This is a genomic window from Microbacterium sp. K35 (assembly GCF_004794375.1).
Classification (GTDB): Bacteria; Actinomycetota; Actinomycetes; order Actinomycetales; family Microbacteriaceae; genus Microbacterium; species Microbacterium sufflavum.
This window is the reverse complement of sequence record NZ_SSDM01000021.1, coordinates 1-14,497: the sequence shown is the minus strand read 5'-3', so window position 1 is coordinate 14,497 and position 14,497 is coordinate 1. Positions and strand designations below refer to the sequence as shown.

General features: G+C 70.8%; 11 protein-coding genes. 4 read left to right on the top strand and 7 right to left on the bottom strand.

Annotation, left to right across the window (positions count from 1 at the left end; translation table 11 throughout):
• A partial coding sequence (locus DW299_RS00370) for a DeoR/GlpR family DNA-binding transcription regulator (protein ID WP_136035246.1) occupies positions 1 to 577 on the top strand: 577 nt, incomplete at its 5' end.
• 11 nt (positions 578 to 588) lie between these two features.
• On the opposite strand, the gene DW299_RS00365 is transcribed toward DW299_RS00370, so the two are convergent.
• From DW299_RS00365 to DW299_RS00340, 6 genes are all read right to left on the bottom strand, one after another.
• On the bottom strand, positions 589 to 1,476 hold the full coding sequence (locus DW299_RS00365) for a LacI family DNA-binding transcriptional regulator (RefSeq protein WP_240744503.1): 888 nt from the start codon (positions 1,474 to 1,476) through the stop codon (positions 589 to 591).
• Between the two features lie 68 nt (positions 1,477 to 1,544).
• On the bottom strand, positions 1,545 to 3,806 hold the full coding sequence (locus DW299_RS00360) for an FAD-dependent oxidoreductase (protein WP_136035245.1): 2,262 nt from the start codon (positions 3,804 to 3,806) through the stop codon (positions 1,545 to 1,547).
• A 64-nt stretch (positions 3,807 to 3,870) separates the two neighbouring features.
• Positions 3,871 to 5,280, bottom strand: a complete 1,410-nt coding sequence (locus DW299_RS00355) for a BNR-4 repeat-containing protein (RefSeq protein ID WP_240745267.1) — start codon at positions 5,278 to 5,280, stop codon at positions 3,871 to 3,873.
• A gap of 10 nt (positions 5,281 to 5,290) precedes the next feature.
• Positions 5,291 to 6,622: a type 2 periplasmic-binding domain-containing protein gene (locus tag DW299_RS00350; RefSeq protein ID WP_136035244.1), complete on the bottom strand. Its 1,332-nt coding sequence runs from the start codon at positions 6,620 to 6,622 to the stop codon at positions 5,291 to 5,293.
• A gap of 49 nt (positions 6,623 to 6,671) precedes the next feature.
• Complete coding sequence (locus DW299_RS00345; protein ID WP_136029501.1) at positions 6,672 to 7,577, bottom strand: carbohydrate ABC transporter permease; 906 nt, start codon at positions 7,575 to 7,577, stop codon at positions 6,672 to 6,674.
• The gene (locus DW299_RS00340) at positions 7,574 to 8,494 is read right to left on the bottom strand and encodes a carbohydrate ABC transporter permease (RefSeq protein WP_136035243.1); all 921 of its coding nucleotides are present in this window, start codon (positions 8,492 to 8,494) and stop codon (positions 7,574 to 7,576) included. The genes DW299_RS00345 and DW299_RS00340 overlap by 4 nt, the downstream gene beginning before the upstream one ends.
• Positions 8,495 to 8,759: 265 nt before the next feature.
• Between DW299_RS00340 and DW299_RS00335 the strand changes: the two genes are divergently transcribed.
• Genes DW299_RS00335 through DW299_RS00325 form a run of 3 tightly spaced genes read left to right on the top strand, consistent with a single transcriptional unit; the run spans position 8,760 to position 14,102 of the window.
• Complete coding sequence (locus DW299_RS00335; RefSeq protein WP_136035242.1) at positions 8,760 to 12,830, top strand: Ig-like domain-containing protein; 4,071 nt, start codon at positions 8,760 to 8,762, stop codon at positions 12,828 to 12,830.
• Positions 12,827 to 13,426 carry an SGNH/GDSL hydrolase family protein gene (locus DW299_RS00330; protein ID WP_206252573.1) on the top strand — a complete coding sequence of 200 codons (600 nt, stop codon included), beginning with the start codon at positions 12,827 to 12,829 and terminating at the stop codon, positions 13,424 to 13,426. Before DW299_RS00335 ends, DW299_RS00330 begins: the two co-directional genes overlap by 4 nt.
• A 19-nt stretch (positions 13,427 to 13,445) precedes the next feature.
• Positions 13,446 to 14,102 carry a GntR family transcriptional regulator gene (locus DW299_RS00325; RefSeq protein WP_136035240.1) on the top strand — a complete coding sequence of 219 codons (657 nt, stop codon included), beginning with the start codon at positions 13,446 to 13,448 and terminating at the stop codon, positions 14,100 to 14,102.
• A 63-nt stretch (positions 14,103 to 14,165) separates the two neighbouring features.
• Here the strand turns inward: DW299_RS00325 and DW299_RS00320 are convergent.
• Positions 14,166 to 14,497: amidohydrolase family protein (locus tag DW299_RS00320; protein ID WP_168443042.1), on the bottom strand; the 332-nt coding region annotated here is incomplete at its 5' end.

Sequence of the window (14,497 nt, the reverse complement as noted above, 5' to 3'; positions counted from 1 at the left end):
CGACGGCCATGCCGCGCTCGTGGAGCCCGGCATGGCCGTCGGCATCTCCGGGGGAGCCACCGCGCTCGCCCTGGCCCGCGCGCTCGTGCAGGTCCCCGAGCTCACGGTCGTCACCAACGCGCTCCCGGTGTCCGACCTCTTCTCGCCGCCCGAACGCGCCGACGCGCCCTACACGCAGACCGTCGTGCTCACCGGCGGCGTCCGCACGCCGTCGCAGGCCCTCGTCGGCCCCGTGGCCGTGCGCGCGCTCGAGCACCTGCACTGCGACCTCGTCTTCCTCGACGCGCACGGCCTCGACGTGCAGGCGGGCATGACCACGATGAACCTGCTCGAGGCCGAGACGAACCGCGCGCTCATGGCCGCCGGCCGCGAGGTCGTCGTGCTCGCCGAGCACGACCGCTGGGGGGTGGTCGGTCTCACGACGGTGGCCGACCTCAGCGACATCGACCGTCTCATCACCGACGACGGGCTCGACGACGCGGCCAGGGAGGCGCTCGACGCCCACGTCGGGACCCTGCACGTCGCGCCGCGCGACGCCGGCGACGAGCGGGCGCTCGCCACGGCCCTGGCGGACTGAGTCCGCGACGGTCATCGAGCCGTGCTCGCCCGACGGACGAGCCGGGCATCGACGGTCACGTGCCGCACCGGGAGGTCGGCTCCGGGCGGGGCGGCGATCTGACGCTCCAGCTCGGTGAACGCGGCATCGACGAGCTTCTCGTGGTCGGGGGCGATCGTCGTGAGCGCGGGGACCGCGAAGCGCGCGGCGCGGATGTCGTCGATCCCCACCACCGCGACATCGGCCGGCACCCGTCGCCCTCGCGCCTGCAGGGCAGCGAGAGCGCCGAGGGCCACCGAGTCGTTCGAGCACACGAGGCCGTCGAGGTCGGAGATCGCGGCGGCCATGGCGCCCGCCACCCGCTCGCCCTCCTCCGCCGTGAACGCATCGACCTGCGCGGTGAGGACGGGGTCGGCGGGAAGCCCCGCGGCCGCGAGGGCCTCCAGGTATCCGGTGTGCCGCCGGTCCGCCGCATCCGAGGGGCGCGCGTCACGGCGCCCGACGAAGCCGATGCGACGGCAGCCGACCGCCAGGAGATGCTCGGTGGCCGTGAACGCCGCCGCGCGGTTGTCGATCGTCACGTGCGTGAACGGGCTCACCTGGATGTGCTCGCCCAGCAGCACGAGCGGGCCCGGCGACGTGCGGCGGGTGAGGTCGGCCACCGTGAGGGAGCGCGGGATGTGGATGAGACCGTCGATCGGCGGGAGCCCCACACCGTTCGCGACGTCGATCTCGCGGCCGTGGTCGCCCTCGGTCTGGACGATGAGCACGGCGAGACCGCGCTCATCGGCGGCGCGCACGATGCGCGACCCCAGCTCGGCGAAGTAGGGCTCCTCCAGGTGCGGCACCGCGAGCGCGATGAGGCCCGTACGGGTGGCGCGCGCGGCGGGGAGCACGCGGCCGCCGGGCGAGGTGGTCACCTGCGGCCTCCTGGAGGGACGACGGTCGCCGCCGTGCCGGCGGATGCCCTTCACGTTAGCGCTCTCCGTCACGATTGCACCCGGAACGCGACGACCCTGGCCTCCGCGGCGCCGTTCGTGCGCTCCACCACGAGGCGCGCCGCGGTGAACGGCCCGAGGTCGGCGGGGAGCGGGTGCACCCGCAGTCGATGGCGGTTGTCGTGCTCCTCGGCGACCACGCGCCACTCGTCCGCACCGGGAGCCTGCACCTCGACGCGGTAGTCGCGCACGAGCGGCGGCATCACCTCGTCTGGGCTGCGGTGGTGGTGCAGCGTGTTGAGCTCGAGGTCGACGTCGTCGTCGAACACCAGGCGCACCTCCGCGGCTTCGACGGGGTGCTCCCAGTCCAGCCGGAGCCAGGCGGGCCCGTCCGCCGCGGGGTCCGACGCCCACAGGTGGGGTCCGCCGAAGGGCCGGTTGTACCCCGACGTCGCCCGCTCCGGGGCCAGCGCCTCCGAGGGCGGGCTCGTGCGGAACACGGGGCTGCGTCCGCGCAGGGGCTTCGTCGGCCACTGCACCAGCAGGCCGTCGCGGTCGACCTCGACGTTGCGGTCGTCGTTGTCGACGCGGTGCACCAGCGTGAGCACGCCGGGCGGCAGCGGAGACGTCAGGTGCGCGTGCACGCCAGGGGCGGCCCTCACCACGACGATCGCGTTCTGGGGCTCGTCCGGGGCGAACGGGGTGTCCGCGCGCACCCACGAGGGTCCGCCGGCCGGAACCTCCACCACGGTGCGGTGCTCGAGCCGCGCGGGCACGACGTTCTGCGGGCGACCCGTCGACCACACCTCGACGGTGACCTGCGTGTCGGCCTCGGCGGAGAGCAGGAGCTCGGTCGTCTCCAGTCGCGGATGCACCGGAACCACGATGCCGAGGTCTTCGACGAGCGCGTGCGGGACGGCGTCCGCGGTGGCGCTCGCCGCGGTGCCGATGGTGCGCAGCGTGCTGGAGGCGGTCACGGCCGCGGTGCGGGCGAGGTCGGAGTCGTCCTCGTTGGCGACGCCGATGAGGCTGGCGTCGGCGCGCAGCAGCGTCTGGCGCAGCTCCGCGCGGTGCTGCTCGTACAGCTCGCGCGGGGTGGCGTCGAACGCATAGCAGAGGGCGGCGGCGGTGCCCGCGGCCTCACCCATCGCGGCGCAGGTGGCCATGACCCGCGCGGCCCCGAACGCGATGTGCGTCGCGGAGATGTCGCGACCGGCCATGAGCAGGTTGTCGACGTTGACGGAGTACAGCGACCGGAACGGGATCTCGAACACCCCGTCGGAGAAGCGCTGCACCGCGCCAGCGCCCGTCGCGTACATGCCCTCGGCGGGGTGCAGGTCGATGGACCAGCCGCCGAACGCGATGCCGTCGTCGAACGACGTCTGCTCCAGGATGTCCTGCTGGCGCAGCGTGTAGTCGCCGATGAAGCGGCGGTACTCGCGCTTGCCGGGGATGTTCCCGATCCACTCCAGGGTGAGGGTGTCGGCGTCGAACTCGCCGGAGTTCTTGATGTGGTCCCAGATGCCCAGGATCACCGAGCGCAGCTCGTCGCGGATCGCCTCGTTGTCGTCGACGATGTCGAGCGTGCCACCCCATTCGATCCACCAGTAGTGGGCGCCGCTGTCGCCGCTGCGGATGATGCGGGAGGACGGGATCGGCGTCGTCGAGATGTCCTTCGCGCTCTCGGGGGCGACGTACTTGACCGGGTGCCCGAGGTCCTTCGTGTAGAACAGCAGCGTCGAGCCGAGGAACTCCCGCACCGGCTGCTCGGGGGCCCAGTCCTCGCCGAACTCGCTCCTGCTCTCCTTGCCGAGCCGGTGCCGCGCACCGACCAGGCGCCCCACCAGGCCGTCGCCCGTGCAGTCGATGAACAGCGGTGCACGGAACACCGTGCGGATCTCCGAGCCCATCGTCCACCCGGTGACCGACCGGACCCGACGGGCGTCGTCGGGTCCGGTGGCCTCGGCCTCGAGCACCTCGGTGTTGAGGAAGAGGGTGAGGTGGGGCTCCCGGCGCACGATGTCGAGCACCACGTCGTCCCAGTACACCGGGTTGCCCTCGGGATTGCGGTACTGGTTCTCGCGGTACATCTCGCCGATGATCCCGGTCTCGCGCGCCCAGCGCTGATTGCCGTGCGCGGTCGCCCCGCACACCCACACCCGCACCTCCGACGAGGAGTTGCCGCCGAGCACCGGCCGGTTGTTGATCAGCACGGTACGTCGGCCGAGGCGAGCGGCCGCGACGGCGGCGCTCACTCCGGCGAGGCCGCCGCCGACGACGATGATGTCGGCTTCGACGGTCTGGGTGCGCATGGGGGTCCTTTCGGGGGTGGGGAGAGGGGTGCCGCTCAGAGGGCGGCTGCGGAGGCGGCGGTGGTCACGAGCCCGTGTCCGTGCAGCCACCGGCGTCGCCGCGCAGGGCGGACACGATCGCGGCGAGGGAGGTGCCGCCCTGCTGCCCGTCGCGCGGCACCTCGGCGTGGCGGAGGGTGCCGCCGCCCGGAACCGCGGGTGCGCTCAGGTACACCACATCGGTGCCGTCATCGCGCGTGGCCGCCCGGAGGCGCTGCTGCCCGGTGACCGGGTCGCCGACGGCCTCGACCGCCCAGCCTGACGCGCCGGACGTGTGCGACAGCAGCACCGTCTGCGTGCGGGTCACTCCGCAGTCCTGCACCGACACCACGGCGTAGACACGGGTCTCGGAGCCCGCGGTCGTGGTGTCCAGCGCGGCGATCGTCTGCACGCCGCTGCCGAGGGCGCCGGTGTCCACGAGGGTCTCGCTCGTCCAGGCCGAGCCGTTCCAGGTGGCCCAGCGCACGTCGAAGTCGTTCTCGGTCGTGTCGGCGTAGCGGTAGGTGACACCGACCAGCGCGCCGTCGGCGATCGCCATCTTCGCGGTCTGCACGGCGGGCACGGCGTCGCCGATGGTCTCGCCCTGCTCGTACCCGCGCCACACGACCGCCCCGGGGGTGTCCGGACGGATCGGGGTGGGCAGGGCCTGGCCGGCGACGTCGCGGAAGCCGCCCGTGGCCGGGTCGTACACCGCGTACGAGCCGAGGTGACGGTAGGGATCGGCGGGCCAGGGCCCCCACTCCCACAGCACGTGCACCCTGCCGTCGGCATCGACCTCGAGGTCGTCCGGGTAGAAGGAGTGGTTGACGGCGGCGGCGATCACGGTCTCGCGGGCCCACGTGCCGACGGCGGGATCGTAGTGGTACAGCACGCCGTCCCTGCGGGCCTGCGGGTCGGCGCCGACGCGGACCATGAGCCATACGTCCCCGTCCGCGCCCTGGGCGGTCACCGGGTACGAGATCGCGGCACCGGCGTCGGGCATCTCGGCGCTGACGTCGACGAGCGAGGTGACGTCGAACGGCGTCGTGGAGCGGAAGTACTTCCAGGGCTCGTGGTGCATCGACACGAACGCGTGGATGTGTCCGTTCCCGTCGACGGCGAGCGACGGCTGGTTGTGGCCGTTGTCGTCGTCGTACTCGGCGCAGACGCCCGTCGCGAGCTTCAGGCACCCCGAGGTCCACGTGCCGTCCGCGGCGCGCACGGCGACGTTCACCCGGTGCTTCGCGGCGACCGAGCCCGGCACGTTGTAGGCGAAGAAGGTGCGGTCGCCGACGACGACGAGCGGGTTCCACCAGCCGGACTGGTTGGAGCTGTCGACCGTGACGGGCAGGGTCTCGACGGTGGTGGTCGTGACGTCGGCCTGTGCGGGCACGGCGAGCGCGACGGCGGCGACCACGGCGGCGACGGCGGCGCCGGTCTTCAAGCGGAAGGACATGGCGGCGGCCTCAGCCCAGCAGCTTCTGCGCTTCGTCGCCGGCCTGGGACATGGCGTCCTTGGCGCTCTGCTGGCCCACGAGCACGGCCTGCACGCGGTCGGCGATGGCGGTCTCGATCTGCGCGTACTGGGGGAACTGCCAGAACGGGTTGGTGGTGGCGGTCGCGGTGATCTTCTCCGCGAAGCGGGCGCCGAACGCATCGGACGAGACGACCTCGGACGTCTGGGCCTCTTCGGTCACGGGCGGCAGGCCCCGCAGCTCGTAGTCGCCGAGCACGGCGTCGAGGTCGCTCGTGGCCCACTGCCCGAAGTCGGCGGCGGTGCGGGCGCTGTCGCCCTCGCCTCCGCCCACGATCGCGATCGCGCCGCCCCACACGAGCGCGCGCGGGGTGTCGCCCTTCTTCAGGACCGGCCGCGACTCGGGCACGAGCTTGGACGCGAGGTCCGGGTCCGGCGAGTCCTTGGTGACGGAGCCGCGGCCCACCGGGGCGTCGTCGTAGATGGCGGCACGCCCCTGCGCGAACAGGGAGCGGGCGTCGAAGCGGTCGACGTCGGCGGCGATGAGGCCCTGGTCGTACAGCGACTTGTACCAGGACACCGCCTCGATGCTCGCGTCGTCGCCGATCGTGACCTCGCCGTCCTTGACGAGGTCGCTGCCGAAGGTCTGCATCCAGATGAGGATGTCTTTGAGCTGGGCGGCCTTGGTGGAGGCGGCGTAGGGGATGAGCCCGCCGCCGAGACCCTTGAGCTTCTTCAGCGACGACTCGAAGTCGTCGACCGTGGTCGGGAACTGCGAGATGCCGGCCTTGTCGAGGATCTCGGAATTGGTGATGAGGCCGATCGCGCCGATGGTCCACGGGAACGCGTACTGCACGCCGTCGAGCTGAGTGGCCTCGAGGCTGGAGGCCGTGTAGCCGCGGTCCTTCGTGAGCGCCGAGACGTCTTCGAGCTTGCCGAGGGCGGCGAGGGAGGCGAGCCAGGCGACGTCGACGTGGGCGGCGCCCGTGAACTGCCCGCCGCGCACCTGCAGCATGAGCTGCTTGAAGTACTCGTTGTAGGGGAACGACACCTCGGTGATGCCGACCTTCTGGGCGCTGGTGTAGCCCTCCAGCAGGGCGCGGGTGGCCGGGGCCGCGGCCTCTTCGGTGAGCGACCAGCTCGAGAACGAGAAGTCGGTGGCCGTGAAGTCGCCGGTGCCGAAGGCGGAGCCGGCGGACGACGCGGGGCTGGTGGAGCCGCTGCCGCCGCCGCTCGGCATGCAGCCGGCGAGCAGGAGGCCGGCGGCGCCGAGCCCGGCGAACTGGAGGAGCTGGCGACGGGAGACGGTGGTGTTCTCGGACATGGGGGTGCTCTCTCTTCTTCGAGGGACTGCGGGTGAGGGGTGGTGCGGGTCAGCCCTTGACCGCGCCGGCGGTGAGACCGCCGACGAGGAAGCGCTGCAGGGCGATGAACGCGATGGCCACGGGGAGCGAGACCACGAGCGAGGCCGCCATGAGCTCCGGCCAGGCGGTCGACGCCTCGCCGATGAACGTGTTGACGAGGCCGGGCGGCAGGGTCTGCTTGTCGGGTCCGGCCAGGGTGAGGGCGAAGATGAAGTCGTTCCAGCCGCGGACGAACGCGAACAGTCCGGCGGCGATGAGGCCGGGGGCCGCGAGCGGCAGGACGATCGAGTGGATGATGCGCATCCGGGAGGCGCCGTCGACGCGGGCGGCCTCGATGAGCTCGTCCGGGATCGTGTCGAAGAAGCCCTTCAGCATCCACACGCACAGCGGCAGCGTGAACGTGGTGAACGACAGCACCAGCGCCGTGTAGGTGTTCAGCAGCCCGTAGGCCGAGAACACCGCGTAGAGGGTGATGAGCAGCAGCGCCTGCGGGAACATCTGCGAGGCCAGCACGAAGTACATGAGGCTGCGGCGCCCGCGGTAGCGGAACTTCGAGAACGCGTAGCCCATGTAGGCGGAGACCAGCACCGAGAGGATCGCGGTGATGACCGAGACCACGATGCTGTTGCGGAGGTAGCCGAACAGCGCGGGGTTGTTCGCGAGCGCGGCATAGGCCTCGAAGGTGATCTCCGTGGGGAAGAGCTTGGGCGGGTAGCTGAACACCTCGGTGCGCGGGGTGAGGGAGGTCGCGAGCAGCCAGTACACGGGCAGCAGCGCGAACCCGCCGAACACGACCACGGCGATCCAGGCACTGATGGTGGAGGCGCGGCGGTCGGCGCGGGCGCGGCGGCGCCGCGGGGGAGCGGGCGGGGCGGCGACGGCGGTCACCGTCTCCTCGGTCAGCACGGCGGTCATCGCTTCTCTCCCTTCTCGGACAGGCGGACGTAGACGACCACGAGCGCCATCAGCAGGACCATCCAGAGGAGCCCGATCGCGCCGGCGTGACCGAGGTCGAAGCCGTCGAACGCGGTCTCGTACACCGCCGTGGCGAAGGTCTGGGTGGAGCCGGCGGGGCCGCCGCCGGTGAGGACGTAGATGATGTCGAAGTGCTGGAAGTTCCAGATGAACTCCAGCAGGATCACGAGCCCGATGATGCCGCTCATCTGCGGGACCGTGATGGAGAAGAAGCGGCGGATGGTCCCGGCGCCGTCGATCTCCGCCGCCTCGTGCAGTTCGATCGGGACGGTCTGCAGGCCGGCGAGGAGCATGACCATCATCCAGGGGAACGACTGCCAGGTCTTCGCGACGATGACGGCGATCATGGCGGTGGTGGGGTTCGCGAGCCACGCCTGCGGGGAGTCGATGAGTCCCACGGTCTCCAGGGCCGCGTTGAGCACGCCGTAGTTGGCGTTGAAGATCCACATCCACAGGAACGACACGACCACGCCCGGGATCAGCCAGGGGATGAGCATGAGGCCGCGCAGCACCTTGGCACCGCGGATGCGCGTGTTGAGGGCGAGCGCGAGACCGAAGCCGATGACGAACGGCGCGATGGTCGTGCCGAGCGTGAAGACGAGGGTCTGCACGAGGAGCTGGACGAACTCCCCGGTGAGGACGTCGACGATGTTCTGGAAGCCGACGAACTCGCGTCCCGGTTCGACGAGGCTCTGCTTGTAGAACGCGGTGATCAGCGCGGTGATGAGCGGGTACACGACGACCGCGGCGAGGAGCGCGAGGCCGGGGGCCGTGAGGAGGAGCGCGAACATCCCGTCGGAGAGGCGACGGGGGCGGCGACCTGTTCCTATCTGTGAGGAAATGGTCTGTTCTGTCATCTAGGTCATCCTTGGCCTGGGGTGATGTGTCCGCACGCTCACGGTGCGGTCTCGGGCTTCCTCAGTATTTCCGGCAGATTACGGGCTCGTCAACCGGAGAGCCCAAGAGTGATGAATTGGTATGAACTGTGAAATCTGTGAAGCGCTGCACATGTTTAAGAATCGATCCTTGATAGTCGATTATCGATTGGGTAGGGTCCTGTGCAGCCGCCCGCTGCGGCACCGCGCGAGCTCTTCGCGCGGGAATCGAGAGTTCGGAGACGCAATGAAGCGTGTGCTGGCAGGACTGGCCCTGGCCGCCGTGTTCGGATCCGCCCTCGGCGTCGCCCCCGCGGCGTCGGCCGCGGTCGACGACGACGCCCTCTACATCGCACCGGGGGGTGACGACGACGCCGCCGGCACCAAGGACGACCCGCTCGCCACCCTCGAGGGAGCCAGGGACCGCATCCGGGCACTCAAAGCCGACGAGCAGATCCCCGCAGACGGCCTCACGGTCTACCTGCGCGAGGGCGAGTACCCGCGCAGCGCCTCGTTCGAGATCGGCGAGCAGGACTCCGGTACCGCCGATGCTCCGATCACCTACCGCTCCTATCCGGGCGAGACCGCCACGCTCACCGGCGGTCGCGCGCTGCCCCGCGACGAGTTCGCGCCCGTCGAGGACGCCGCCGTCACCGACCGGATCATCGACCCCGCCGCCCGCGACCAGGTGGTCGCGGTCGACCTCGCCGGCCTCGGCATCACCGACTACGGCCAGCTCAGCCGCCACGGCTACTGGAAGGCCAACGACGTCAGCACCACCCCGCCGATGGAGCTCTTCATCGACGGCCAGGGCATGACGCTCGCGCGCTGGCCCAACGCCGACGCCGCCACCCCCACCGTGCAGATGGGCGACATCATCGACGTCGGCCCCGACCGCAACGACCCGGATCTGCAGAACCGCGGCGGCACCTTCACGTACGGCTACGACCGGCCCCAGTACTGGACCCAGGCCGACGACGTGTGGCTGGACGGCATCTTCGGCTACAGCTGGGAGTGGTCGTACAACAAGATCGAGAGCATCGACACCGCGGCGAAGACGATCACCCTCCGCTACGGCGAGATGTCCGGGATCATGAAGAGCTGGTTCCCCGACTTCCACTTCGCGCAGAACCTGCTGGAGGAGCTCGACGCACCGGGCGAGTACTACATCGACCGCGCGGCGGGGAAGCTCTACCTCATCCCCAACGCCGCCTTCACGTCCGGACGCGGCGACGTCACCGTCACCACGCTCGACGAGCCGATGCTGCGCGCCGACGGGGCGTCGTACGTGAACTTCGACGACCTCGTCCTGGAGTACGGCCGCGCCACCGCCGCCGTGATCCTCGGCGGCTCCCACGTCACGATCTCGCACAGCGACATCCGCAACTTCACCGACGGCGGCGTGCTCATCAACTCGCCGGGGCGCTACACCTACGACGGCATCCCGGTGAACCGCGGCGGCCGCGACCACGCCGTCACCGACAGCCGGCTCACGCACGTCGGCGGCGTCGGCGTGGTGCTCCAGGGCGGCGACAAGACCACCCTCGAGCCGGGCCGCAACCGGGTCGAGAACTCCGAGATCGCCGACTTCGCCTACTACCACAAGGCCTACAACCCCGGTGTGATGTTCGACGGGGTCGGCAACGTCGCCAAGAACAACGAGATCCACGATGCGCCGCACCCCGGCATCATCGTGCACGGCAACGACCACCTCTTCGAGCGCAACGAGGTGTACGACGTCTGCAAGCAGTTCCACGACCTCGGCGCGATCTACATGAACTCCGGCAAGACGCCGCAGCAGCGCGGACACGTCTTCCGGGAGAACTACTTCCACGACATCGGCGCCGGCATGGCGGGCGTCGAGGGCATCTACGCCGACAACTTCACGTGGGACCTCACGATCGAGAAGAACGTGTTCGTCAACATGGGCAACGGCGCCATCAAGAGCGGATCCGCCGACTACATCGAGGCGCGCAACAACGTCTTCGTCGACGCCTACGCGCCCTACGACAACTACGAGCAGTGGATGGGCGACCACGAGGGCAACGTCGTCGACAAGGACTACATGCCCGCCTGGCAGCAGGTGTTCGCCGACAACAACGACTTCGTCGGCACGCCGTACCTGGAGAAGTACCCCGAGCTCGGGCACTTCTTCGAGGACGACCACTACTTCCCGAACCACAGCACGTTCGCCGAGAACGTGGTCTGGAACCCGAACCGCCCCCGCATGGCGGGCGTCAACGAGCACGGCGCCAAGGACGGCAAGAACCTGCTGAACTACGAGGACAACTGGGTGGCCGACGCCGACCCCGGGTTCGTCGACGCCGCCGGCGGCGACTACACGCTGAAGGCCGACGCCGCCGTGTTCGACCAGATCCCCGGCTTCGAGGCGATCGCGTTCGGCGAGATCGGGGTCGACGGACACATCGGCCAGACGCAGCAGCCGCAGTCCGTCCCGCTGGAGGACATCGCGTTCGACAGCGACTCGGTCACGATCGACGCCGGCGACCAGGTGCGCGTGCGCGCCGTGCCGCTGCCCTGGAACGCCGACGACACCGCGGTGACCTACGCCTCCGCCGACGCCGCCGTCGCGACCGTGGACGACACGGGCGTCGTGCTGGGCATGGGCCCCGGCACCACGACCATCACGGCGACCGCGAAAGCCGACGCCGCCAAGACCGCGACCATCGAGGTGATCGTGGAGGAGGGCGACGGCGTGCTGCACTTCACCGACTTCGAGTCGGGATCGAACGGCTGGGCGACCGACCCCAACCGCAGCATCCAGGCCGACGCCACGGGTGACAAGGTCTACCGGATCCTCAAGGGCGCGAACAGCATCCTGCCGCGCGACTTCACCGAGTTCGTGCTCGACTTCGATGTGACGACACCGGCGACGACGCCCACCAACGCGGGGCTCATCGTGTACGACCGCAACGGCAAGGGCGGCGGTTACATCCGCTTCCGTCAGGCCGCGGCCGGCCCGACCTGGACCATCTTCGACGACGCCTGGCAGGTGGTCGCCGAGAAGGTCGTGCCCGCCGAGCAGGGCCTCGTCCCCGGTGCGACCTCGCACGTGCGCATCGCGGTCCAGGACGGGCGGATCCGCATCTCCGTCAACGGCGCGATCGCCCTCGAGGGGGCCGATCCCGCGCCGGGTGCGGCCGGTCGGGTGGGCTTCTACGTCGAGAACTACCCGTCGCTGGACTTCGACGACATCGGGTTCTCCCTCTCCGGAGTGCCCGTGACCGGGGTCACCCTCGACGCCGACGCGGTGGCGCTCTCGGTGGGGGAGCGGCGGACGGTCGCCGCGACGGTCGCCCCGCAGGACGCCAGCGACGCCAGGGTGACCTGGACCAGCGACGCCCCCGCGGTCGCCACGGTGGCGGACGGCCGCATCGCCGCCGTCGCCGCGGGCACCGCGACCATCACGGCCACCTCGGTCGCGGACCCCGCGTTCAGCGACACCCTGACGGTCACCGTCGCCGACGCGGAGTACCCGACGACCCGGCTGGACGCGCAGCTGAAGGACCCCGCGGCCTGGAGCACATCCGACCACATCGCCGTCGACGACGCGGGCGTGGTGATCAGCGGCGAGGGGGTGCACGGCTACGAGGGCGAGCGCTTCGGCGACACGCTCCTGCAGTTCGACGCGGACTTCGGGGCCTTCTCCGGAGGGTGGTACGGCTTCCAGGCGCGGTCCGACCAGACCGGTGTGCCCGCGTGGCAGAACTCCAACACCGGGTACCTCGTGGTGATCAAGCAGGACACGATCGAGTTCCAGAGCTGGACCCCCGGTCAGACGATGCTCGACGCGATCCCCAACACCGTCATCGCCCCCGACACCTCGCACCGCATCGAGTTCGGCGCGATCGCGGAGGGCGAGGGCACGCGCATCGTGTTCCGGGTGGACGGCGTGACCGTGTGGAGCATGGTGGATGCGCGGGAGAACCTGCGCATCGGAGCGGACGGCTTCTTCAACGTGTACCACTACGGCAAGACGACGGCCCTCGCCGTGCGCCCCACGCCGCCGCCCGCGAGCGTGACCGGCATCTGCTGGGCCGCGGAGGCCGACCCCAAGACCCGCTACCTGCGCGGCGAGGAGCTCGACGTCACCGGGATGATCCTCGGGGTGCGCTGGAGCGACGGCACCCTCACGACGCAGCAGGTCACGGCCGATATGGTGAGCGGGTTCGACAGCAGCAAGGTGCGTCCGCACCAGACGCTGACCGTGACCTACGCGGGCGCGACGGTCGAACTGGAGACCTCGGTCAAGCCCAAGCTCAAGGACGATGAGGAAGAGGTGCCCCGGTGCGAGTGACGTTCATCGGAGACTCCATCACGGATGCGGGGCGCGACCGTGCCGACCCCGACTCCCTCGGTGACGGCTACGTGGCCCTCCTCGCCCCGGAGCTGCGGGCGGCCGGCGCGACGGTGCGGAACCTCGGCATCGCCGGGAACCGTGCGCGCGACCTGGCCGCCCGGTGGGACTCCGAGCTTCTGCCGACCGCGCCGGAGCTGCTGACCGTGTACGTCGGCGTGAACGACATGTGGCGACGGTTCGACAGCGACGACCCGACGTCGGCGGAGGAGTTCCGGGCGACGCTCGACCCGCTGCTGGCCGGCGTCGCCGGGGAGCGGGGCCCCCGCCTGATCCTCATGGAGCCGTACTTCCTTCCGGTGACGGAGGAGCAGCGCGAGTGGCTCGACGACCTCGACGGCAAGCGGGCGGTCGTGCGCGACCTGGCCGCGTCGCATGGCGCCGCCTTCGTGCCGCTCCACGAGGTGCTCACGGCCGCCGCCACACGGCAGCCGGTGGCGGAGCTCGCCCCGGACGGCGTGCATCCGACGCCGCGCGGATCCGCGCTGATCGCCGAGGCCTGGCGCACGGCCGCGTCCATTAGCGATAGTCGATAATGGACGTAGACTGATGGTCATGACGGATGCTCTGGGCACAGCGGGACTGCAGCGAGGACTGCTGTCGGATCAGATCTACGCGATGATCAAGGCGATGATCAAGGAGTCGACCCTCGCCCCGGGCGAGCAGCTCGTCGAGTCCCAGCTCGCGCGACAGCTCCAGGTGAGCCAGGCTCCCGTGCGCGACGCCCTCAAGCGCCTCGCGCACGAGGGGCTCGTGTCGCATGTGCGGCACCAGGGCAACTTCGTCGCGAGCTACTCCGCCGAGGAGGCCGAGCAGGCCAAGGTCGCCCGGGTCGAGCTCGAGGGCCTGGCCGGCCGGCTCGCGTGCGGCGCGCTCGACGCCGCCCGCCGCGACGAGCTCGTGTCGCTCATCGCGCAGATGCATGAGGCGGCCGAATCCGCCGACCTCGCCCGTTTCCGCGAGCTCGACTTCACGTTCCACCGCGCCGTGATCGAGGCGAGCGGCAACGTGTACCTGCCGCGGATGTGGGATCTGCTCGAGCCGAGCCTGCGGGTGATGCACGTGCTGGGCGACCCGACGTTCACCGGCGACTGGCACGAGGTGGCCGACTGGCACAAGGGGCTGCTCGACGTGCTCGACGCGGGCGATGCCGAGGCCGCGTCCGCGCTGTTCCGTCGCCACGCCGCCGGCACCCTCCTCGACGACGCCTGACCTTCCCGCGCCGTCCCGCGCGACTCCGTGCGAGCCGCCGCGCGACGAGACAGACGGCGGGGGTCAGGCGCCCGTGGGGTAGAGGCGGTCGGCGGTCGCGGACCAGAACGCCCGTTCCTCGGCGCCGGAAAGGCGGGGCAGCGCCGCGCGCGTCGCGGCGAGCACGTCCGCATAGCCGATGCTCCGCGTCGACATCGGCCAGTCGCTGCCGAACGCCAGCCGCTCCGCGCCGAAGAGGTCGAACGCCAGCCGTAGCAGGCCGCGCGATTCCTCCGCGCCGCGGGCCGAGAGGTCGAGCCCGGAGACCTTCGCCGACACCCCCGGCGCCGACGCGGCCTCGTCCAGTGCTGCCCGCCACGTGCCGTCGGCCGTCCGCGCCCCGAGGCCCAGGGGGC

Bases quoted from the DNA above. Each gene is read 5' to 3' on its own strand.
- DW299_RS00335 (WP_136035242.1), top strand. From the start codon at position 8,760: ATGAAGCGTGTGCTGGCAGGACTGGCCCTGGCCGCCGTGTTCGGATCC.
- DW299_RS00345 (WP_136029501.1), bottom strand. From the start codon at position 7,577: ATGACCGCCGTGCTGACCGAGGAGACGGTGACCGCCGTCGCCGCCCCG.
- DW299_RS00350 (WP_136035244.1), bottom strand. From the start codon at position 6,622: ATGTCCGAGAACACCACCGTCTCCCGTCGCCAGCTCCTCCAGTTCGCC.
- DW299_RS00360 (WP_136035245.1), bottom strand. From the start codon at position 3,806: ATGCGCACCCAGACCGTCGAAGCCGACATCATCGTCGTCGGCGGCGGC.
- DW299_RS00340 (WP_136035243.1), bottom strand. From the start codon at position 8,494: ATGACAGAACAGACCATTTCCTCACAGATAGGAACAGGTCGCCGCCCC.
- DW299_RS00325 (WP_136035240.1), top strand. From the start codon at position 13,446: ATGACGGATGCTCTGGGCACAGCGGGACTGCAGCGAGGACTGCTGTCG.
- DW299_RS00355 (WP_240745267.1), bottom strand. From the start codon at position 5,280: ATGTCCTTCCGCTTGAAGACCGGCGCCGCCGTCGCCGCCGTGGTCGCC.